Source organism: Pseudomonas sp. P110(2024), from assembly GCF_057480795.1.
Genome location: NZ_JBLIYT010000012.1, coordinates 166,909 through 188,316 on the forward strand (window position 1 = coordinate 166,909; position 21,408 = coordinate 188,316).

At 65.8% G+C, this 21,408-nt stretch carries 20 protein-coding genes; 12 read left to right on the forward strand and 8 right to left on the reverse strand.

Features of this window, described 5'->3' with window-relative positions:
• Positions 1–8 precede the first annotated feature (8 nt).
• Positions 9–428, reverse strand: coding sequence for a hypothetical protein (locus tag AC25ND_RS20100; RefSeq protein ID WP_028690416.1), 420 nt, complete (start codon positions 426–428; stop codon positions 9–11).
• A gap of 119 nt (positions 429–547) precedes the next feature.
• Here AC25ND_RS20100 and hrpB point away from each other — a divergent pair, with 119 nt between their 5' ends.
• A complete protein-coding gene (gene hrpB, locus AC25ND_RS20105) occupies positions 548–3,076 on the forward strand; it encodes an ATP-dependent helicase HrpB (protein ID WP_486976547.1) in 2,529 nt (842 codons plus the stop codon).
• 19 nt (positions 3,077–3,095) lie between these two features.
• Here the strand turns inward: hrpB and AC25ND_RS20110 are convergent, their stop codons facing one another.
• Positions 3,096–3,752, reverse strand: a complete 657-nt coding sequence (locus tag AC25ND_RS20110) for a YciC family protein (RefSeq protein ID WP_028692070.1) — start codon at positions 3,750–3,752, stop codon at positions 3,096–3,098.
• Between the two features lie 157 nt (positions 3,753–3,909).
• Between AC25ND_RS20110 and AC25ND_RS20115 the strand changes: the two genes are divergently transcribed.
• Together AC25ND_RS20115 and AC25ND_RS20120 are read left to right on the forward strand one after the other, a co-directional pair.
• The gene (locus tag AC25ND_RS20115; protein ID WP_028692069.1) at positions 3,910–4,635 is read left to right on the forward strand and encodes a DUF2076 domain-containing protein; all 726 of its coding nucleotides are present in this window, start codon (positions 3,910–3,912) and stop codon (positions 4,633–4,635) included.
• Positions 4,636–4,743: 108 nt separating this feature from the next.
• Positions 4,744–5,223, forward strand: a complete 480-nt coding sequence (locus tag AC25ND_RS20120; protein ID WP_028692068.1) for an NYN domain-containing protein — start codon at positions 4,744–4,746, stop codon at positions 5,221–5,223.
• 41 nt (positions 5,224–5,264) lie between these two features.
• Here AC25ND_RS20120 and AC25ND_RS20125 read toward each other — a convergent pair whose 3' ends face one another.
• Positions 5,265–5,723 carry an Lrp/AsnC family transcriptional regulator gene (locus AC25ND_RS20125; protein WP_028692067.1) on the reverse strand — a complete coding sequence of 153 codons (459 nt, stop codon included), beginning with the start codon at positions 5,721–5,723 and terminating at the stop codon, positions 5,265–5,267.
• Between the two features lie 153 nt (positions 5,724–5,876).
• Here AC25ND_RS20125 and yedA point away from each other — a divergent pair, with 153 nt between their 5' ends.
• Both yedA and rhlE1 read left to right on the forward strand, forming a co-directional pair.
• Complete coding sequence (yedA, locus tag AC25ND_RS20130; RefSeq protein WP_028692066.1) at positions 5,877–6,797, forward strand: drug/metabolite exporter YedA; 921 nt, start codon at positions 5,877–5,879, stop codon at positions 6,795–6,797.
• A 64-nt stretch (positions 6,798–6,861) separates the two neighbouring features.
• A complete protein-coding gene (rhlE1, locus tag AC25ND_RS20135) occupies positions 6,862–8,193 on the forward strand; it encodes an RNA helicase RhlE1 (RefSeq protein ID WP_028692065.1) in 1,332 nt (443 codons plus the stop codon).
• Positions 8,194–8,227: 34 nt separating this feature from the next.
• Here rhlE1 and AC25ND_RS20140 read toward each other — a convergent pair whose 3' ends face one another.
• From AC25ND_RS20140 to pmrG, 3 genes are all read right to left on the reverse strand, one after another.
• On the reverse strand, positions 8,228–9,469 hold the full coding sequence (locus AC25ND_RS20140) for a TIGR03862 family flavoprotein (RefSeq protein WP_028692064.1): 1,242 nt from the start codon (positions 9,467–9,469) through the stop codon (positions 8,228–8,230).
• Positions 9,470–9,618: 149 nt separating this feature from the next.
• The gene (locus tag AC25ND_RS20145) at positions 9,619–10,533 is read right to left on the reverse strand and encodes a histone deacetylase family protein (RefSeq protein ID WP_486976548.1); all 915 of its coding nucleotides are present in this window, start codon (positions 10,531–10,533) and stop codon (positions 9,619–9,621) included.
• Positions 10,534–10,615: 82 nt separating this feature from the next.
• Positions 10,616–11,302: a lipopolysaccharide core heptose(II)-phosphate phosphatase PmrG gene (gene pmrG, locus AC25ND_RS20150; protein ID WP_062361992.1), complete on the reverse strand. Its 687-nt coding sequence runs from the start codon at positions 11,300–11,302 to the stop codon at positions 10,616–10,618.
• A 167-nt stretch (positions 11,303–11,469) separates the two neighbouring features.
• Between pmrG and AC25ND_RS20155 the strand changes: the two genes are divergently transcribed.
• The 4 genes from AC25ND_RS20155 to AC25ND_RS20170 all read left to right on the forward strand — a co-directional run bounded on the left by AC25ND_RS20155 (position 11,470) and on the right by AC25ND_RS20170 (position 14,692).
• Positions 11,470–12,039, forward strand: coding sequence for a GNAT family N-acetyltransferase (locus AC25ND_RS20155; protein WP_028692061.1), 570 nt, complete (start codon positions 11,470–11,472; stop codon positions 12,037–12,039).
• A gap of 91 nt (positions 12,040–12,130) precedes the next feature.
• Positions 12,131–13,000, forward strand: a complete 870-nt coding sequence (gene tesB / locus AC25ND_RS20160) for an acyl-CoA thioesterase II (RefSeq protein WP_062361994.1) — start codon at positions 12,131–12,133, stop codon at positions 12,998–13,000.
• The gene (locus AC25ND_RS20165) at positions 12,997–13,587 is read left to right on the forward strand and encodes an HAD family hydrolase (protein WP_028692059.1); all 591 of its coding nucleotides are present in this window, start codon (positions 12,997–12,999) and stop codon (positions 13,585–13,587) included. The genes tesB and AC25ND_RS20165 overlap by 4 nt, the downstream gene beginning before the upstream one ends.
• Before the next feature lie 94 nt (positions 13,588–13,681).
• Positions 13,682–14,692 (forward strand): zinc-dependent alcohol dehydrogenase family protein, encoded by a 1,011-nt coding sequence (locus AC25ND_RS20170; RefSeq protein WP_028692058.1) that lies wholly within the window; start codon positions 13,682–13,684, stop codon positions 14,690–14,692.
• A gap of 96 nt (positions 14,693–14,788) precedes the next feature.
• Here AC25ND_RS20170 and AC25ND_RS20175 read toward each other — a convergent pair whose 3' ends face one another.
• Positions 14,789–15,682: a GNAT family N-acetyltransferase gene (locus AC25ND_RS20175; protein WP_486976549.1), complete on the reverse strand. Its 894-nt coding sequence runs from the start codon at positions 15,680–15,682 to the stop codon at positions 14,789–14,791.
• Between the two features lie 141 nt (positions 15,683–15,823).
• Positions 15,824–16,930, reverse strand: coding sequence for a ribosomal protein S18-alanine N-acetyltransferase (gene rimI, locus AC25ND_RS20180; protein ID WP_028692056.1), 1,107 nt, complete (start codon positions 16,928–16,930; stop codon positions 15,824–15,826).
• 92 nt (positions 16,931–17,022) lie between these two features.
• On the opposite strand from rimI, the gene AC25ND_RS20185 reads away from it, so the two are divergent.
• From AC25ND_RS20185 to gabP, 3 genes are all read left to right on the forward strand, one after another.
• Positions 17,023–18,609, forward strand: a complete 1,587-nt coding sequence (locus AC25ND_RS20185) for a RimK family protein (protein WP_028692055.1) — start codon at positions 17,023–17,025, stop codon at positions 18,607–18,609.
• Between the two features lie 12 nt (positions 18,610–18,621).
• Positions 18,622–19,638: a magnesium transporter CorA family protein gene (locus AC25ND_RS20190; RefSeq protein ID WP_486976550.1), complete on the forward strand. Its 1,017-nt coding sequence runs from the start codon at positions 18,622–18,624 to the stop codon at positions 19,636–19,638.
• Between the two features lie 352 nt (positions 19,639–19,990).
• Positions 19,991–21,385, forward strand: coding sequence for a GABA permease (gene gabP / locus AC25ND_RS20195; protein ID WP_028692053.1), 1,395 nt, complete (start codon positions 19,991–19,993; stop codon positions 21,383–21,385).
• Positions 21,386–21,408 lie beyond the last annotated feature (23 nt).

A 21,408-nucleotide genomic window follows, 5' to 3' on the forward strand; every position in this document is an offset into this window, starting at 1 on the left:
GGATCAGGTCAGGCCGCGGGTACCAGGCCGTAGCTGGCCAGTTGCTCGACACTGCCGCGGTGCTGGATCAGCCGCGGGTCGTTCAGCGGCAGGCGCTGGCCCAGTTCGCTCTCCAGGATAGCCTGCAGCTTGGTCCTGTCGACCTGCCCGTCGGCATTGATCGCCGGCTTGAGCTTGGCCGGGTCGATCTGCGCGCTCTTGCCGCCAGGGTAGTAGATGGCGCCGGTGGCAAAATCGATGCCGAAGGCGATCAGGCCGGGAATCACATAGAACAGGATACCGATGGCGTCCATGGCCGCGACCACGGGGTCGATCTTGCCTTCGATCTGGCCGCGACGGTCAGGGTAGAACAGGGTGCCGCAGGCCGTCAGCTGGGTCAGCAAGGTGGCGATCAGGGCGCCACCGATGACGCGGGAAGGGATGCGCATGTGAATCTCCGGAAGATAACGACAAACAAGGGCGCGGCAATCGTGCACGCCTGAGGTTAAGACCATGATAGGGCAGCCTCGGTTCGCCGTTATACTCGGTCGATTGTTCGAGGACCACCATGATTTCATTACCGATCGATGCCGTACTGTCCGACCTGCGCCAGGCCCTGGCCCAACGTGACGAAGCGGTGCTCGAGGCGCCTCCCGGCGCTGGCAAGACCACCCGCGTGCCCCTGGCCCTGCTTGATGAGCCCTGGCTGCAAGGACAGAGCATCCTCATGCTCGAGCCCCGGCGCCTGGCCGCCCGTGCCGCTGCCGAGCGCCTGGCCAGCGAATTGGGCGAGAAGGTCGGCGAAACCGTGGGCTACCGCATCCGCCTGGACAGCAAGGTCGGCCCGAACACGCGCATCGAAGTGGTCACCGAGGGCATCCTCACCCGCCGCCTGCAGGCGGATCCTGCGCTGGAGGGGGTGGGGCTGCTGATCTTCGACGAGTTCCACGAACGCAGCCTGGATGCCGACCTGGCCCTGGCCCTGAGCCTCAACGGCCGGGCGCTGCTGCGCGACGAGCCGCCGCTGAAGATCCTGCTGATGTCGGCGACGCTGGAGGGCGAGCGGCTCTCGCGCCTGCTCGACGACGCGCCGATCATCAGCAGCCAGGGACGCATGCATCCGGTGGAGATCCGCTGGAGCCGGCCCTGGCAGCCTGGCGAGTTCGTCGAGCCGCGGGTGGTCGACTGCGTGCTCCAGGCCTTGGCCGACGAGTCCGGCAGCCTGCTGGTGTTCCTCCCCGGGCAGGCCGAGATCCGCCGCGTGCACCAGGCCCTGCAGGAGGCCGTGGGCGAGCGCCCGGACATGCTGCTCTGCCCGTTGCACGGCGAGCTTGAGCTGAGCGCCCAGCGCGCCGCCATCGAGCCGGCGCCCAAGGGCCAACGCAAGGTGGTGCTGGCCACCAATATCGCGGAAACCAGCCTGACCATCGACGGTGTGCGCGTGGTGATCGACGCAGGTCTGGCGCGGGTGCCGCGCTTCGATCCCGGCCGCGGCATGACCCGCCTGGACACCCAGCGCATTTCCCGCGCCAGTGCCACCCAGCGTGCTGGGCGTGCCGGTCGCCTCGAGCCCGGCGTGTGCTATCGACTGTGGTCTGAGGCGCAGCACGATCAGTTGGCGGCCCATGGCAGCGCCGAGATCCTCCAGGCCGACTTGGCCGGGCTGGCCCTGCAGCTGGCGCGCTGGGGTGTGCCACCGGAGCAGCTCAGCTGGCTCGACCAGCCACCGGCCGCTGCTTACGGCCAGGCCCAGGACCTGCTGGCCCGGCTCGGTGCCTTCAAACCCGGTTGCCGCGACAACTTGAGTTCACATGGCCAGGCCATGGCCGAGCTGCCTGCGCATCCGCGCATCGCCCATCTGCTGCTGCGCGGGCAGGATCTCGGATTGACCGACATGGCCTGCGATGTCGCCGCGCTGCTGGGCGAGCGCGACATCCTGCGCGGCGGCGGTGCCGACCTGCACAGCCGGCTGGCGCTGCTCAGCGGTGAAAGCCGCGCCTCCCGTGGCGGGCAGGGCGGCGTGCAGCGCGCCCGGCAACTGGCTCGGCAGTACCGCGGCCAGTTGCGTGGCAAACCGCGCAGCCCGGTCGCCGACCCCGACCATCCCCGCTGGCTGGGCGCCGTGCTGGCGCTGGCCTACCCCGACCGGGTGGCGCAGCAGCGTCGCGAAGGCGGCGCCGAGTACCGCCTGGCCAATGGCCGGGCGGCGTTGTTCGCCGAAGCCGATGCGCTGATGAAAAGCCCGTGGTTGGTGATTGCCGACCTGGGCAGCCGCCAGGGACAGCGTGAGGAACGCATCTACCTGGCCGCCGAATTCGATCCGGCGCTGTTCGACGGTGTGCTGGCCGAGCAGGTGGAGCAACTCGACCTGCTCGACTGGGACGAACGTGAACAGGTGCTGCGCGCCGAGCGCCAGCGCAAGGTCGGTGAGCTGGTGCTCAGCCGTGAACCGTTGCCGGGGCTGGATGACGACGCACGGGCCAGGGCATTGCTGGGGCTGGTGCGGCGCAAGGGCCTGAACCTGCTGACCTGGACCCCGGAACTTCGCCAGTGGCAGGCCCGCGTCGCGCTGCTGCGTCAGCTGGATCTGGAAAAGGACGGCCACAGCGAGTGGCCGGATCTGGGCGACGACGCCTTGCTCGCCAGCCTGGAAGACTGGTTGCAACCTTATCTGGGCAAGGTGTCCCGGCTGAGCCACTTCGCCAACCTGGACCTGCCCTCGATGCTGCGCAACCTGCTGCCCTGGCCGCTGCCCCAGCGCCTGGACGAGCTGGCGCCATCGCACCTGGCCGTGCCCTCGGGCTCCAGCATTCGCCTGGACTACAGCGAGCAGCCACCGATCCTTGCCGTGCGCCTGCAGGAGCTGTTCGGCCTGGCCGACACCCCGCGCATTGCCAATGGCCGCCAGCAGGTCAAACTGCACCTGCTGTCACCGGCGCGCCGGCCGGTGCAGGTGACCCAGGACCTGGCCAACTTCTGGCGGACCACCTATGCCGAAGTGAAGAAGGACCTGAAAGGGCGCTATCCCAAGCACTACTGGCCGGACGATCCACTGGTGGCGGAAGCCACGGCCAGGGCCAAGCCAAGGAAAGCCTGACGCTTGGTGAATGCCGGTCTCAAGCGCCGGCTTCACCTTCGAGCAGCATGAACAGGCGGTACAGCACCACGGTGCTGAACAGCTGCAGGAAGCCGCTGAGACTGTCCAGGGCCAGTTGCACGCCGGGCTGCGGCTCGGGGAACAACTGCAGCAGCAGACCGTCGATCAACCACAATGGCGCCAGCACCGAAAGCATGCAGACCATGATGCGCAGGAAATGCCCAGTGGTCATGCGCGCGCTGGTGCGCATCGACTCGATCACCGGCAGGCCGCGCAGCACCAGCAGGTACTCGGCGAACACCAGGTTCACCATGATCCACACGCCGGGGAAGATCAGCAGCGCCAGGCCCGCCATGATCAGCAGCGAGCTGATCACGATCAGCAGGGCCAGCATCGGCCAAAGCTGCAGCGCGCGGGCGAACAGGTCGCGCTTGGCGGTGTCCTGGCCGTTGCTGCGGGTGTCGAGGTAAAGGATCAGTGCGGCGCTATACAGCGGGTAGAACAGCAGGCTGACAAGCATGCCGTAGACCGGCGAGGCCTGCTCGCCCAGCTGGCTGTAGAGCAATTGGGTGCCGAGGGCCTCAAGCACGACCAACGGCAGGCACAGTTGCAGGATGCTCGTCAGGTGACGGCGGAAGAAGTACAAGGAGTCGCGCAGAACGCTCAGCGGATTCATCGGTCAACATCGCATGGCAGAAAAAGCAGGGCGTAACTTTAGCCCAGTCGGCCCGCTTGCTGAAAAAAGTTTCATGGCCCGGACAATTGAATCGCGACATCCGGGCCTCCATCTTTGACGCTGTCCGATGTCCTGTTCAGCGCACGAGGTTGCCCCGATGAACACTGAAGAACAAACCCTGATCGACGGCCTGTTCGGCCGTCTCAAGCAAGCCGAGGACCCGGCCCAGCCGCGCGATGCCCAGGCCCAGGCGCGCATCGAGGAGCACCTGCGCCAGCAGCCGGCGGCGCCTTACTACATGGCCCAGGCGATCCTGGTCCAGGAGGCGGCGATCAAGCGCCTGGACGAGCAGAACAAGCAGCTCGAGGCCGAGCTGCGCCAGGCGCGTGCGCAAGTGGATGCGAGCCGCCCCAGCAGTGGCGGTGGTTTCCTCTCCAGTATCTTCGGCGCGGGAGCCCGCAATCCAGAGCCGCAGCGCCCGGCCGCGCCGCCTACTTCCTCGGGAGGCTGGCGTGAACCGGCGCCCCAGGCGTATGCCCCGCCACCGCAGCAGCAGGGTTTCGGTGCGCCACCCGCGCCGGCGCGCAGCGGCGCCAGCAGCTTTCTCGGTGGCGCCATGCAGACCGCCGCGGGCGTGGCCGGTGGCGTGTTGCTGGCCCAGGGCATCAGCAGCCTGTTCAACCATCACTCGCAGCCTGAAGAAATCGTCGAGGTGATCAAGGAGGAGCCGGCGCCAGCCAGCGACGCTGGCGGCTGGAACGACCAGGACAGCCAGCGTCAGGTGGCGGACAACGGTGGCTGGGGCAATGACCAGGGTGGTTATGCCGATGCCGATTACAGCGGTGACGATGGCGGCTTCTTCTCGGACGACGATTACGTCTGAGGGCTCTGGCATACTGCTGCTTCCTATCGCGGGGCAAGCCCGCTCCCACCATGGCGTGGGAGCGGGCTTGCCCCGCGAGCGTTTACCACTGCCAGTGAGAGGCTCCAGGTGAAGAAAATCGCGCTGTTCGCCGATGTGCAGAACCTCTACTACACGGTTCGCCAAGGTCATGGCTGCCACTTCAACTACGCCGCGCTGTGGGCCGAGGTCAGCCGCGAAGGGCAGATTGTCGAAGCCGTGGCCTATGCCATCGACCGTGGCGACAGCAAGCAGCAGCAGTTCCAGCAGATCCTGCGCAACCTGGGGTTCGAGGTGCGCCTGAAACCCTTCATCCAACGCGCCGATGGCTCGGCCAAGGGCGATTGGGACGTGGGCATCACCCTCGATGTCATCGAGGCGGCGGCGCGGGTCGACCAAGTGGTGCTGGCCTCGGGCGACGGTGATTTTGACTTGTTGCTGGAGCGAGCGATGCAACGCCATGGCGTGGAAACCGTCGTATACGGTGTGCCGGGCTTGACCGCGTTGTCGGTGATCCGCGCCGCAAACCGTTACGTGCCTATCGAAGGCCGGCTACTGCTGCGCCACTGATCTGTGATGCTGCGAGCCGCGCACGTATAAGGGAGTGGGCTTCAGCCTTTCTTGCCGTTGCTGTCCAGATGCCCCAGCGGCACCCGTCGCGCCACCGCGCTCGACAGGATGATCGACGTCTTTGTGAAGCCCAACTGAGATACGCGGTTGATCAGCGCCTCCAGCTCGCCCATCGAGGTGACGGCCGCCTGCATGATCACGCACGGGTCGCCGGTCACCCGATGGCATTCGGTGAGTTCGGGGATTTTCTCCAGGGCCTCGTAGGCCTGCTGATTGCCATGGCTGGCCAGGCGCAGTTCCATCACGCACTGGATCGGCAGGCCGATCTTCTCCAGGTCGACCTTGGCCGTGTAGCCGCTGATCACGCCGCAGGCCTCAAGCTTGGCCACCCGCTCGGCCACTGCCGGGGCCGAGAGATTGACCTGGCGCGCCAACTGCGCGTATGTGGCCCGCCCGTTTTCCAGCAGGGCGGCGAGGAGCATGCGGTCGTACTTGTCCATGGGGACTCCTGCTGACTTTGTAATCGATTGGAAAGGCGCCACATAACCATGCATTACAAAGTGTTTCGGTATTTTAAACGTGTTTTGTAACTTAAGTTTGCGCCTGGGCCTTTCTAAACTAATCCACCCGTAAACGGATTTCGAGCCCTTGCCATGTCCTCCTCCCGTCGCTTCCCGTTGTTGCTTGTCGGCGCCTTTCTCGCCCTGTACCTGGTCTGGGGCTCGACCTATCTGTTTATCCGCATCGGCGTGGAATCCTGGCCGCCAATGTTGATGGCCGGGGTGCGTTTCCTGATTGCCGGCAGCCTGTTGTACGGCTTTCTGCGCTGGCGCGGCGCGCCTGCGCCGACCTGGCCTCAGTGGCGTGCGGCCGGAGCGATCGGTTTCCTGCTGCTCAGTTGCGGCAACGGCGGGGTGACCCTGGCCGAGCACGCCGGGGTCGCCTCGGGCGTGGCGGCACTGGCGGTGGCCACGGTGCCGCTGTTCACCCTGGTGTTCGGCCTGTTCTTCGGCCATCGCAACTCGCGCCTGGAGTGGGCGGGGATCGCTCTTGGGCTGGTCGGCATCGGCATGCTCAACATGGGTTCGAACCTGCAGGCCAGCCCCATGGGCGCGGCGCTGATCCTGTTCGCCGCGGCGGCCTGGGCCTTCGGTTCGGTGTGGAGCAAGAGCCTGCCACTGCCCCAGGGCCCGATGGCCAGCGCCGCTGAAATGCTGGTGGGCGGTGCCGCGCTGCTGATCGGCAGCGCCGTCAGCGGCGAGCGCCTGACTCAGATGCCCACCGCCGCTGGCTGGGGCGCGCTGGCCTACCTGGTGTTCTTTGGCTCGATCCTGGCGTTCAGTTCCTACATGTACCTGCTCAAGCACGTGCGTCCGGCGGCGGCCACCAGCTATGCCTACGTCAACCCTGCGGTGGCGGTGCTGCTGGGGATCGTCTTCGCCGGCGAGCAGATCGGCGCCGAGGAATGCGTGGCGATGGCGGTGATCATCGGCGCGGTAGTGCTGATCGGCCTGCCGCAGTGGCGCAAGGCGCCGGAGTCGCCCGTGCCGCTTAAAGAAGGGGTGTGCAAGTAAATACCGGCCACCGTGGCACTGGGGTAAACTTGCCGCCTTCGCTGAACCCCCTGACGGTATTGCCATGAATTTCGCCCAACTCGGCCTGATTGAACCGCTGCTGCGCACCCTGCAGACGCTGGACTACACCACGCCCACCCCGGTCCAGGCCAAGGCCATCCCCGCCGTGCTCGCCGGCCGCGACCTGATGGCCGCCGCCCAGACCGGCACCGGCAAGACCGCCGGCTTCGCCCTGCCGGTGCTGCAGCGCCTGGCGCTGGAAGGGGAGAAGGTCGCCAGCAACTCGGTGCGTGCGCTGGTGCTGGTGCCGACCCGCGAACTGGCCGAGCAGGTCCACGCCAACGTGCGTGAGTACGCCGAGAACCTGCCACTGTCCACCTACGCGGTGTACGGCGGCGTCAGCATCAACCCGCAGATGATGCGCCTGCGCCGCGGCGTCGACCTGCTGGTGGCCACCCCGGGCCGTCTGCTCGACCTGTTCCGCCAGAACGCCATCAAGTTCGGCCAGGTGCGGACCCTGGTGCTCGACGAAGCCGACCGCATGCTCGACCTGGGCTTCGCCGAGGAGCTGCAGGCGGTGTATGCGGCGTTGCCGCGCAAGCGCCAGACGCTGCTGTTCTCCGCCACTTTCTCCGACCAGATCCGCCTGCTCGCGGGCCTGGCGCTGAACGACCCGCTGAGCATCGAAGTCAGCCCGCGAAATGCCGCTGCCAACACGGTCAAGCAATGGCTGGTGCCGGTGGACAAGAAGCGCAAGGCCGACTTGTTCTGCCACCTGCTGCGCAAGCAGCGCTGGAAGCAGGTGCTGGTGTTCGCCAAGACCCGCAATGGCGTGGACCAACTGGTCGAGCGCCTGCTAGCCGAAGGCGTGAACGCCGACGGCATCCACGGCGATCGCCCGCAGGCTACCCGCCAGCGCGCCCTGGACAGCTTCAAGGCCCGTGAGGTCCAGGTGCTGGTGGCCACCGACGTGGCCGCCCGCGGCCTGGATATCGATGACTTGCCACTGGTGGTCAACCTCGACCTGCCGATCGTCGCCGAGGACTATGTGCACCGTATCGGCCGCACCGGCCGCGCGGGCAACAAGGGCGAGGCGATCTCGCTGGTGTGCGCCGACGAGGTGCAACTGCTGGCGTCGATAGAGACCCTGATCCGCCAGGTGCTGCCGCGCCATGAGGAGCCGGACTTCATCCCCGATCACCGGGTGCCGGTGACCGACGCCAGTGGTCAGGTGCTGAAGAAACCGAAGAAACCCAAGAAGCCGAAAGAGAACAGTGCCAAGCGCGGCCTGGGGCGTTGGATGGACAGCGAGGAGGCGGGGGCTTCGGCACCGGCGGTCAAGGCGGTGCGCAAGGTGCCGAGCTTTGGCGGCAAGCCTGGCAAGCGCAAACCTTGAAGTCACCGGGGCTGCGTAGCAGCCCCGGCATTGCTCAGGCCAGGCGCGCCAGCCAATCCGCCGCCGCATTTCCCGCCCGCAAACCACTGGCGAAACACGCCGTCAGCAGGTAGCCCCCCGTCGGCGCTTCCCAATCCAGCATCTCGCCCGCGCAGAAGACCCCAGGCAGGTTGCGCACCATCAGCCCTTCATCCAACCCTTCGAAGCGCACGCCACCGGCACTGCTGATCGCCTCGTCCAATGGCCGGGTCCGCACCAGCATGATCGGCAACGCCTTGATCGCCGCCGCCAGGCGCTCGGGGTCGGCAAAGGTCGCCTGGTCGGTCAGCTCGCGCAACAAGGCCGCCTTCACCCCGTCGATCCCCAGCTGGCCGTGCAGGTGCTTGGCCATCGAGCGCGATCCCCTGGGCTTGGCCAGGGCCTGTGCAATCTTGTCCACAGGCCGGTCCGGCAGCAGGTCGAGCAGCAGCGTCGCCCGCCCGTCGCGTTCGATCGCTTCGCGCAGCGCCGCCGACCAGGCATACACCAGGCTGCCCTCCACCCCTTGGGCGGTGAGGATGAATTCGCCCTTGCGCGAGGCGGTGCCGGGCATGCCGAGGGCGATGTTTTTCAGCGGGGCGCCGGCGAACTTGTCCTTGAGCAGATCGCTCCAACCCTCGACCTCGAAACCGCAGTTGCTCGCCCGCAGCGCAGAGATATCCACACCCCGCTCAGCCAGCAGCGGCACCCAGGCGCCGTCCGAGCCCAGGCGCGCCCAGCTGCCGCCACCCAGGGCCAGTATCACGGCATCGGCCCGTACCTGCAGCTCGCCTTGTGGATAACTCATCCGCAGGGCGCCTTCGGCTGTCCAGCCCAGCCAGCGGTGCCGGGTGTGGATAACCACGCCGGACTCGCGCAGGCGCTTGAGCCAGGCGCGCAGCAGTGGCGCGGCCTTCATGTCGCGAGGGAACACGCGGCCCGAGGTGCCGACGAAGGTTTCGATGCCCAGGCCGTGAATCCACTGGCGCAGGGCCTGGCCATCGAAGTCGCGCAGGAGGGTGTCGATCTCGCCCTGGCGCGCGCCGTAGCGGCCGACGAAGGCGGGGTAGGGCTCGGAATGGGTGATGTTCATGCCACCGACGCCGGCCAGCAGGAACTTGCGGCCCACCGAGGGCATGGCGTCGAACACTTGCACCGCCATCCCGCGCCGGGCCAGGGTCTCGGCGGCCATCAGGCCGGCAGGGCCGCCGCCGATCACGGCGACAAGGGGGCTGGAAGCGGGGCGGGGATCGTTCATGGCGGGCGACAGGCTGTGGAAAAGGCCGCGCATTCTACCTCAGCGGGGCCTGCCACGACACAGCTCAAAAAACGATCAATTTTCTGCAGCTCAGGAAGCTAGAGGGCTGGAGCGGCTTTCCCGCAGGTTATCCACAAGCGGTTCCACAGTCATTGTGAACAACCGAGCACCCGCGCCGCGCTGTGGTGGAGGATACCGTGGCGCCGGGCGAGGGCTTCGCGGTCCTTGCTGTAGCCGCCGCCGATCACGCCCACCACCGGGATGTCGCGGCCCAGGCACTGGCGCAACACGTGTTCGTCGCGGGCGGCCAGGCCTGCGTCGGTCAGGTTCAGATAGCCCAGGGCGTCGTCCTTGTGCACATCGACGCCGGCGTCGTACAGCACCAGGTCGGGCTGGTACAGCGGCAGCAGGTAGTTCAGCGCGTCCTCGACCACCTTGAGGTAGGCGCTGTCGTGCATGCCGCGGGGCAGGGGGATGTCCCAGTCGCTCTGGGCCTTGCGTGCCGGGAAGTTCTGCTCGCAGTGCAGTGACACGGTGATCGCTTCCGGAGTGTCCTGGAGTATGCGCGCGGTACCGTCGCCCTGGTGCACGTCGCAGTCGAAGATCAGCACCCGGTGCACGCGACCGGCCTCCAGCAAATAACGGCTGATCACCGCCAGGTCGTTGAAGATGCAGAAACCGGCCGGGTGGTCATAGTGGGCGTGATGGGTGCCGCCGGCCAGGTGGCAGGCGATGCCGTGTTGCAGCGCCTGCTCGGCGGTCAACAGCGAACCGCCCACGGCGCGCACGGTGCGCCGGGCCAGGGCTTCGCTCCAGGGCAGGCCGAGGCGGCGCTGGTCCTCGCGGGACAATTCGCCGTTCATGTAGCGCTCGATGTAGTCGCGGTCATGGGCCAGGGCGAGGATGTCGTTGGGGCAGATCTCCGGGCGCAGCAAGGCGGCGTCGGTGGTCAGGCCGCTGTCCACCAAGTGGTCGCGCAACAGGCGGAACTTGTCCATCGGGAAGCGATGGTCCGGCGGGAACTCCGGGCTGTAGTCGTCGTGGTAGATCAGCGGCAGGGGCATGGTGTCGACGCGATGGGGGCGAGCACCGATCTTGCCAGCTTTGGTGGCTCCGATGCCAACCGAATCTGGGCCTGCTATTCGCTCATTGACCTGCCGATGCCAGCACCCTCTGCCAGTCCGGCTCGTTCATCCGCCCGAGGATCCGCGCCTTGCCGTTGCCATCCACCGACACGAACAGCGCACTGACGTAGCCGCTCTCCCGTTCGCCGCCCGGTACATGCTGCTGGCGGGCGAAGTGATCGATGCAACCGTTGTGAGTCACCAGCACCAGGTTGTGCCCGGGCCGTTTGCGGGCCATGGCCTCGGCCGGGAACGGGTGCTCGCAGCGCTCCAGCCAGTCTTCGCTGGTCACGGCCTGGCCGAGGATGAAGTGCGCGGTCTGGCGGGTGCGCAGCTTCGGGCTGCTAAGCAGGTCGGCGCCGGCCAACCCCAGTTGCTGCAGGCCCTGGCCGACCCGTTGCGCCGCCTGGCTGCCGGACACGGTGATGCCGGTCGGATCGTCCAGGCACGGCCCAGGGGCACTGTCGCAGCGTTCGGCGTGGCGGATCATCACGATCACCGCACCTTCCTTCCAATCCTGCAGCAGGCCGCTGTCGCTCAACTGTTGCTCGTTGCCAAGGTTCACGATGTGCGTCCTCGTCGCTAGCCAGGTGCTGGCCCCGGCCAGTGCCAGGAGCAGGCCGATGGCGGCGCCGACCGCGGTGCGCGAGCGGCGGCGTTTGCGGGGGGCCAGCAGGGCCGGATTGTGCAGGGTGTTGCTGGGGTGCATGCGTCACTCCGATGGCAGTGCGGCGTCGACGAAGGCCGCGGTATGTGCCGGCATTGTGCGAAGCGGCCTGTCGGGGGGCGGTGAAGCCGATGTGAAAAAAGCATCGGTTGACTGATGCGCGCGGCCTACGCTGTACACTGCCAGACCGTGATTTCGGAGCCGTGCCCATGACCCCCCTTCTCGAACTGGAAAGTCCGCGCCTGGTGTTGCGCCAATGGCAGGACGACGACCTGCGCGAGTTCGCTGCCCTGTGCGCCGACCCGCAGGTGATGCGCTACTTCCCCGCGCCGATGACCCGGGTCGAGGCGGCGGCGCTGATTGGCCGGATCCGTGGCCATTTCAACGAGTACGGCTTTGGCCTGTGGGCCCTGGAGCGCAAGGACAGCGGCGCCTTCATCGGCATGACCGGCCTGCTCCACGTCAACTTCGACGCCCCGTTCGGCCCGGCGGTCGAGATCGGCTGGCGCCTGGCCCGCCGCCACTGGGGGCTGGGCTTCGCCAGCGAGGCGGCCTGGGCCTGCCTGCGCTGTGCCTTCGCCCAGTTGCACCTGGACGAGGTGGTGTCGTTCACCACCGAGGGCAATCTGCCGTCGCAGAAGGTGATGCAAGCCATTGGCATGGTCCAGGACCTGGCGGGCAGCTTCGAGCATCCGCGCCTGCCCGTCGGCGATCCACTGCGCCCCCATGTGCTGTACCGCATCGACCGTGATCGCTGGCAACAGAACCTGCGCGGCTGAATAGGTCGCCATTCGTACGACGGGACGAACGGCAAAACCCTGTATCATTCGCCGGTATAACCGCGCCGTATTGCCTTGCCAGGAGAACCCCATGAGCCATGTACTCGACGATCTGGTCGACTTGCTGAGCCTCGAGTCCATCGAGGAGAACCTGTTCCGCGGACGCAGCCAGGACCTGGGCTTCCGCCAGCTGTACGGTGGCCAGGTGCTCGGCCAGTCGCTGTCGGCGGCCAGCCAGACGGTCGAGGACGCCCGCCATGTGCATTCGCTGCACGGTTACTTCCTGCGCCCGGGCGATGCCAGCATGCCGGTGGTCTATTCGGTGGACCGTGTGCGCGACGGCGGCAGCTTCAGCACCCGGCGGGTCACGGCGATCCAGAAGGGCCAGCCGATCTTCACCTGCAGCGCGTCGTTCCAGTACGACGAGGAGGGTTTCGAGCATCAGGCGCAGATGCCGGACGTTGTCGGCCCGGAAAACCTGCCCAGCGAAGTCGAGCTGGCCAGCGCCATGGCCGACAAGCTGCCCGAGCGCATCCGCGAAAAGGTGCTGTGCGCGAAGCCCATCGAGATCCGCCCGGTCACCGAGCGCGATCCGTTCGATCCCAAGCCCGGCGAGCCGATCAAGTACGCCTGGTTCCGTGCCGACGGCAACCTCCCGGACATCCCGGCGCTGCACAAGTACCTGCTGGCCTACGCCTCGGACTTCGGCCTGCTGACCACCTCCCTGCTGCCCCATGGCAAGTCGGTGTGGCGCAAGGACATGCAGATCGCCAGCCTCGACCATTCGCTGTGGTTCCACCGCAACCTGCGCGCCGACGAGTGGCTGCTGTACGCCACCGACAGCCCTTGGGCCGGCAATGCCCGTGGTTTCTGCCGTGGCAGCATCTTCAACCGCGCCGGGCAACTGGTGGCCTCGTCCACCCAGGAAGGCCTGATCCGCCATCGCAAGGACTGGGCATGAGCCTCCGGGATATTCGCCACTGGGTATTCGACATGGATGGCACCCTGACGGTCGCCGTGCATGACTTCGCGGCCATCCGCGAGGCGCTCGACATTCCGTCCGACCACGACATCCTCACCCACCTGGCCGCCTTGCCGGCGGAGGAGGCGGCGGCCAAGCATGCCTGGCTACTGGAGCACGAACGCGACCTGGCGATCGCCTCCAAGGCCGCGCACGGCGCGGTGGAGTTGGTGCGTGAGTTGGCCGGGCGTGACTGCCGGCTGGCCATCCTCACCCGCAATGCCCGCGAACTGGCCCATGTCACCCTCGAGGCCATCGGCCTGGCTGACTGCTTCCCGGTCGAGCATATTCTGGGGCGCGACGAGGCGGCGCCCAAGCCCAGCCCTGACGGGCTGCTGCAGATCGCCCGGGCCTGGGGCGTGAGCCCCGCTGAGATGGTGATGGTCGGTGACTACCGCTTCGACCTGGACTGCGGCCGGGCCGCAGGCACCCGCACTGTATTGGTCAACCTGCCGGACAACCCATGGCCGCAGTTGGCCGACTGGCATGCGGCCGATTGCCGGGCGCTGAGGGCGTTGCTCGGCTGACATCCCTCATGCCCTGCGCGCTCCCTCTGAGCGGCCTTGTGCCGCGAAAGGGCTAAGCTGCACTGCACCTTTTGCCACGATGGAGACCTCACCCATGAACACCAAGGCCCTTTATGTCCTGCCCGGCGGCGGCTACGACAAGGTCCAGGTCGGCACTTGCGAAACCGCCGCGCCCAAGGCCGGCGAGATCACCGTGCGCCTGCATGCCAGCTCCCTCAACTATCACGATTTCGCCGTGGTCAGCGGCATGTGGGGGCCGAGCGAGCGGCGCATCCCCATGGCTGACGGTGCCGGCGAAGTGGTCGCGGTGGGCGCCGGGGTCAGCGAGTTTCAGGTCGGCGATGCGGTGGTCAGCACCTTCTTCCCCGACTGGCTCGATGGTCAGGCACTGGTCGAGGGTTTTGCCAGCGTGCCGGGCGACGGCATCGACGGCTATGCCCGTGAACAGGTGACCGCCCGGGCCAGCTCCTTCACCCTGGCGCCCAGGGGCTACAGCCATGCCGAGTCGGCGACCCTGACCACCGCCGGCCTCACCGCCTGGCGCGCCTTGATGGGCGATGACCACCTCAAGCCCGGCGATAGCGTGCTGGTGCAGGGTACCGGCGGCGTGTCGATCTTCGCCCTGCAATTCGCCAAGCTGGCCGGCGCCATGGTGATCGCCACCTCGTCCAGCGATGCCAAGCTGGAGCGTCTCAAGGCACTGGGCGCGGATCACCTGATCAACTACAAGACCACGCCCGCCTGGGGCGAGAAGGTTCGTGCGCTGACCGGCGGACGCGGTGTGGATCATGTGATCGAAGTCGGCGGCCCGGCCACGCTGGAGCAGTCGATGGTTGCCGCCCGGATCGGCGGACATGTGTCGCTGATCGGCATCCTCACTGGCGTGGCCGGGCAGTTGCCGCTGGTGCAGGCGCTGGTGCGGCAGATTCGCCTGCAGGGCGTGCTGGTAGGCAGCCGCGCTCAGCAGCAGGCGATGGTTCGCGCTATCGACGCCAATGGCCTGCGGCCGGTGGTGGACAAGCATTTCGAGCTGGAGCAGATGGTCGAGGCCTTCAAGTACCAGGAGAGCAACAGGCATTTCGGCAAGATCTGCCTGACCTGGTGACGCTCTCCCCAAGGTGTTGGAGTGAGCAAGCGCCTGGTTTGGTGTGGGGGCGGGGGCGGGGGCGCGCCGATGCTCCCACGCAGCCCCAGTACCCATTCAGGTGTGGGACAGCAGCGGAAACATCAGCACCTGTCCATCGACATAGGTTTTCGATGCACCCCAGACGAACAGTGCATCATCGTTATCCACAACCCGCGCCGCGAAGCCCTCGCTGCTCAGCGGCGCAAACCCCAGCAGCACCTCCCGGGTCGTTGCCCTGACCAGTTCGGCCACCACATCGGCCAGCACCAGTTCGCGCTCGCAGAATACATCCACCAGCACCATCCGCTCGCCGTCGTGCTCCACCACCACGTATGCCTCGTGTCTTGAGGAATGGAACAAGGCTTCTCGGTAGGGGCCGTCACAGTAGAACATTGTCAACGGTACATTCGGCACGAGGCTCAACCGTGCCTGTGGGCAACTCTTCATTACCGCTGCCATGAAGTGTTCACGTTGTGTGCTGTCGCCAAGATCCACAGGATGGAACGTGCTGACCTCAGGGGGCGTCGACCTGGCTTGGAAATATTCGTGTTCGATCACCCGGCGGAAGCCGAACCGGGGATAGAGATCCAGCACGGTGCTATTGGCGAACAGGTACAACAGGTCACATTTACCTGCCCAACGCTCTACAAGCACTTCCATCAGGTAGCGGCTGTAGCCACGGCCTTGTGCCGCAGGCGCTGTCATCACCGTGCCGATCTGGACACAACGCAGAGGCTGGCCATCGAGGGTGAAGTCGAGCAGGTTGGCCGAGGCGTCGGCCAGCATTTTACCGCTGCGAACCAGTGAGCACGGCTGGTTGTCTTCTTGCCAGAAGCCAGCCTGGTACCAATCTTCGAAGTCGAAGCCGTAGGTCTGACGGGTGAGGGCATTGAGTTCGGCGCGCAGGTGCGGGTCGTCGCGATAGTGCTCGACTTGCGCGAGGGAGGGGTCGTCGGCGAGGAGTGCCATGGCGTCCATACCTGTCCGTAATTTGAGGGTGAACGTTAACCGTTGCGCGGATGAAAAGTTGTAAGGGTTTGTGCTATCGCGGTCGGGGGCAGGCGCAGAAAGGTGGCCGCCCGCACCGAGGTCAAGGGGGGGGGTCTCTGTTTACACCGCAGTTTCACCCCCTGCATACACCACCACCGCCGCCCGCAACTTGCGCCCGCCGAACAGGCTCATGCGCTGGAACGCCTGGTGGCTGACCGGCAGGTGCTGGCAGTCCAGGGCCTGGCGGTGACGAGCGTGGTCGGTGTCGGGATCGTGCAGGTAGACGAAGTCGTCGTCGCAGGCGGTGACCAGCACCCAGTGCGGTGCCTTGCTGCCGGTCAGCCGGTAGTTGCTGATCAGCACCAGCGCCAGGCCGCCTTCGGCCAGCACCCGAGGCAGGTTGGGCGCCTGCCGCGCGATGACCACGTCGCTGTCCTGCAACTCGGCGCAGAAGTCCTCATGGACCAGGCGCATGACCTCCTTCTTGCCGGGCTGGCGCACACCGTCGAGAAACAGCGGCCCTTCGGTATTGAGCAGCAGCCGTACGCGAAAGCCCCGGCGCCAGGCGGCCAGGGCCAGGCCATGGGGGCTGCAACCGCCGTGGCCGGAGGTCATGAACACGGTGGTCGCCTCGCGCCACAGGCGCAGTTCCTCGCGCCGGCTTGGCGGGCGCAGCGGTTGCAGGGCGGCCATGGCCATCAGCAGGCAGGCCGGGCCGCAGGTGAAGTCGGTGGTCTGGGCGTAGTAGGGGACCAAGCGCGTCTCGCCCGCCGGGTGTGGGAGGATGCGCTTCTCGTAACGCAGGGCGCTGGTGTGGTCCTCGTAGTAGTCATCGACCAGGGCAAAGCGGCGATAGCCATGGCGTTCATACAGGGCGATGGCCTTGGGGTTGTCGGTGCGTACCTCAAGACGCAGGTAGGCACGGTCATGCTCCAGGGCGCAGCGCTCGGCCTGTTCCAGCAGCCTGGCACCAAGGCCATGGCCACGCGCCTGTTCGGCAATGGCGATGGAATACAGCCGGGCCAGCGAGGTGCCACGGTGGAAGAGTAACAGCGCATAACCCATCAACTGGCCGTCGCGTTGCGCCACCAGCAGGCTGGCGTTGGCGTGGGACAGCATCCAGCGAAAGCTGCGCGGGGTCAGCCGGTCGAGCGCGAAGCACTGGTTCTCCAGCGCCAGCAGGGCCGGCAGGTCGTCAACAGTTGCCAGGCGAAATTCGATGTGCATAGGGCCGCCGTAAAAGTTGCGTAATGAAACGGGACATTCGAAAAACTTCGTGCTTAATAGAAACCGTGTCTACCCAACACAGGGCTTCAAATATGTCATCGTTTCAGGAACCCTTACCTGGCTGGCCCGGGGAAAGTTCACACTCACGTACGGCTGGTGTTATTTATCCACTGACCCTGGATAACAAGTCAAGTCAGCTGGTTATCATCGTGGAGCGGCGTGAGGACTGGGCTTCGTACCTGCCCAGCGAGGATGTCGTGACGGCCCAGGAATACCTGGAGGCGCCACGCGAAGCCGATAACGGCAAGCGTGTCCAGGTAATAAACCTATGTCGTAATTATAAGTATCTAGGCCACGGTTATTATTGTTCGTTGTTGGCCGAGGCGCGCGGACACAAAGTCATTCCTTCGGTCAGAAGTATCAGTGAATTGACCCGCAAGTCGTTATATGGATTGGCCCTGGACGACATGGCGCGCAGCTTGGAAAGTGCCCTGGCCAATCACCCCTACGGCGAAACCGAAGGGTTCACCCTGACCCTGTATTTCGGCCGTACCGATCTGGAACCGCTGCAAGACATTGCCCGCCAGCTGTTCGAAAGCTTCCCGTGCCCGATCCTGCTGGTGGAGTTCCGCAAGACCAGCACCTGGCATATCGCCGGGGTCAAGGTCGGCGCGCTGCACAAGTTGCGTGAAGACCAGCAGGACCCCTTCGCCAATGCCCTCGATGGCTTCAGCCGGCGGATCTGGCGTCAACCGCGCTCGCGGCGGGTGGCGCGCTACGACCTGGCGATCCTCCACGACCCTGATGAGGCGCTGCCGCCGTCGAACCCCAAGGCGCTGGAGCACTTCATTCGTGCCGGTCGCCAGCTCGGGGTCGACGTCGAGCTGATCGGCAAGAAGGACTACGCCCGCCTGGCCGAATACGACGCGCTGCTGATCCGCGAGACCACCAGCGTCGACAACCACACCTATCGCTTTGCCAAGAAGGCCGAGAGCGAAGGGCTGGTGGTGATGGACGACCCGGCGTCGATCCTGCGCTGCACCAACAAGGTCTACCTGACCGACCTGTTGCGCAGTCATCGCCTGGCCATGCCGGCCAGCGAAATCCTCTACCGCGACAACCCCCAGGCGCTGGAAGGTATTGGCGAGCGGCTGGGCTTTCCACTGGTGCTGAAGATCCCTGACGGCTGTTTCTCGCGGGGCGTGATCAAGGTCAAGGACGCCGCCGAACTCCAGGCCGCCACCGCCGAACTGTTCGAGCACTCGGTGCTGCTACTGGCCCAGGAATACCTCTACACCGAATACGACTGGCGCATCGGCGTGCTCAACCGCAAGCCGATCTTCGCCTGCCAGTACTTCATGTCCAAGGGCCACTGGCAGATCTTCAACCATCAGGCCCAGCGCGACGAGGTCAACGGCGAATGCCGCACTCTGGCTGTGCACGAAGCGCCACGCGCGGTGGTGGATTTGGCGGTGAAGGCCGCCAATCTGATCGGCGATGGCCTGTACGGCGTCGACCTCAAGCAGGTCGGTGACCGGGTGGTGGTGATCGAGGTCAACGACAACCCCAACCTCGACGCCGGCATCGAGGACGCCTACCTGCACGACGACCTCTACACCCTGGTGCTGGAGGAATTCATCCGCCGCCTGGAGCAGAAGCGCCGGGGGCAAGCCTGGTAACGAGGTGCTGGCATGATCGAAAGCTACAGCCTGGCCCATGGTCAGTTGCGCAAGCGCGAGGGGCTCGATCGCGAGGTGCTGCTGTTCGTCGAACCGGACAGTGCCGAGCGTGAGCTGCTGCAGGCCTGGTTCCACCTGGATGCCCATGCCCTGGCTTCGGCGCTGGATCCGGACGAGGTGTCGCGCATCGAATTGCATCGCGATGGCCTGTTCCTGATCTGGAAGCGTCCGCAGAGCTACACCGGTGGCGACAGCTTCGTCTTCCAGGTGTCCTCGTTCGGCATGCTGATGGTCGACGGCCACCTGGTGCTGATCGCCCCGGATGCCTCTTTACTCGACGGCCTCGGGCAGCGCCATGCGCTGCACGATCCGATGGATGTGCTGTTGGCCATCCTGCTGGACAACCTGCATCACTACCTGGGGCACCTGAAGGTGATCAAGATGGTCGCCCGCGAGCTGCAGCAACGCTTCGAGCAGTCGCTGGAGAACCACCACCTGATGCAGATGTTCAACCTCAGCGAGAGCCTGATTCACTACATCAACGCCATCCACAGCAATGGCGCGGTGCTCTCGCGCCTGCGCGCCCATGGTGAGAAGCGCCATTTCAACCCTGAGGTGCTGGCGCTGATCGACGACCTGGTCATCGAGAACGACCAGTGCCACAAGCAGGCCGAGATCTACTCGACGGTGTTCGCGGGCTTGATGGACGCCCGTGGCAACCTGGCCAACAATGCGATGAACGAGACTCTGCGCAAGCTCACCCTGATCAACGTGGTGTTCCTGCCGCTGAACCTGATCGCCAGCATTGGCGGCATGTCCGAGTTCAGCATGATGACCGCGGGCGTGCCCTGGTGGCTGGCCTATGCCTTGCTGGTGCTGGCGATGGTGCTGCTGGGCGTGCTCATGGTGCTGGCGCTCAAGCGTCTGGCCCGGGGGCGTCGCCCTGTCGCGTCCCCTGCGCAAACCGAGCGCCCTGCTGTGCGGCCCACCCCTTCATTCCCTGGAATCGCCAGTTGGAGAACACCATGAGCAATCTGCAGATCGGCCTGATGATCGTCACGGTGATCGTGGTGTTCGCGGTGGTGAACTTCTACTGGCACTACCGGCGTGACCGCGACTGACGCAAACAGGCACGTCCGGGGGCTTGACTGACGTGCGTGGGCACGCGGTGTCGTGATCGAACAGTTGTCTGACGTTTTCGAGCATTTTGCTCGCGCCGCGCCCGGCTTAAAGTGAAGCCCGCATCCCCACGGTGCGTTGCCCGGGCGCGTGAGAAGGCCGTAACAGAGCGTGCGCAACGTACTCCGCCCTTTGCCGAGGAGACCGTTTCGCCTGCCCCTGCCCGTCCCTTCCTTGTGTCAGCAAAAAGAGAACAAGACCAATGAACACCGTGGGAACTGATGGCAACCTTGCTCAAGGTTTCAAGCCACGTCACGTAACGATGCTGTCCATCGCCGGCATCATCGGCGCGGGGCTCTTCGTCGGCTCCGGGCACGCCATCGCGGCGGCCGGCCCGGCCACCATCCTCTCCTATTTCGTGGCCGGCACCCTGGTGGTGCTGGTCATGCGCATGCTCGGCGAAATGGCCGTGGCCCACCCCGACACCGGCTCGTTTTCCACCTACGCCGACCAGGCCATCGGTCGTTGGGCCGGCTACACCATCGGCTGGCTGTACTGGTGGTTCTGGGTACTGGTGATCCCCATCGAGGCGCTGGCCGCCGGGCATGTGCTCAACGCCTGGTTCCCCCAGGTGGACAGCTGGATCTTCGCCCTGGCCTCGGTGCTGCTGCTGGCCTGCACCAACCTGTTCAGCGTGGCCAAGTACGGTGAGTTCGAGTTCTGGTTCGCCATTCTCAAGGTCACCGCCATCCTCGGCTTCATCGGCCTGGGCTTCGCCGCGCTGCTGGGCTGGTTGCCTGAGCGCGAGGTCAGTGGGCTGAGCACGCTGATGGACGAGCACGGCGGTTTCGCGCCCAAGGGCTGGTCCGCGGTGGTCGGTGCCTTCATCACCGTGATGTTCAGCTTCATCGGCACCGAGGCGGTGACCATCGCCGCCTCCGAGTCCAGCGATCCGGCACGCAACATCGCCAAGGCCACCCGTTCGGTGATCTGGCGTATCAGTACGTTCTATATATTGTCGATCTTCGTGATCATCTCGGTGGTGCCGTGGAATGACCCGCAACTGGCGGTAGTGGGTTCCTACCAGCGTGCGCTGGAAATCATGAACATCCCGAACGCGGCGCTGATGGTCGACATCGTGGTATTGATCGCGGTGACCAGCTGCATGAACTCATCGATCTATATCGCTTCGCGGATGATGTACTCGCTGGCCAAGCGTGGCGATGCCCCGGCCTTGCTGAAGCACACATCCAAGGTGGGTGTACCGCGCGCCGCGGTATTCGGCAGCACCCTGATCGGCGCAGCCATCGCCATCCTCAACTACTTTGCACCCAAGGGCGTGTTCGAGTTCCTGCTCGCCAGCTCCGGCGCCATCGCGCTGCTGGTGTACCTGGTGATCGCCATTTCGCAACTGCGCATGCGTGGTCGGCTGGAGCGCGAGAACGCCAACCTCAAGTTCCGCATGTGGCTGTTCCCCTGGCTGACCTGGGCGGTGATCCTGTTCATCAGCGGTGCCCTGGCCGTGATGATGTTCACCGAGGAGCACCGCGCCGAGGTGACCGCCACCTTGAGCCTGGCGATCGTGATCTCGTTCCTGGGGATCGTCACCACCCGTGGACATTCCCGCAGGGCCGTGGGAGCGCGTTCGCTGGGTTGAGGTCATTGCGACGGCGTTGACCG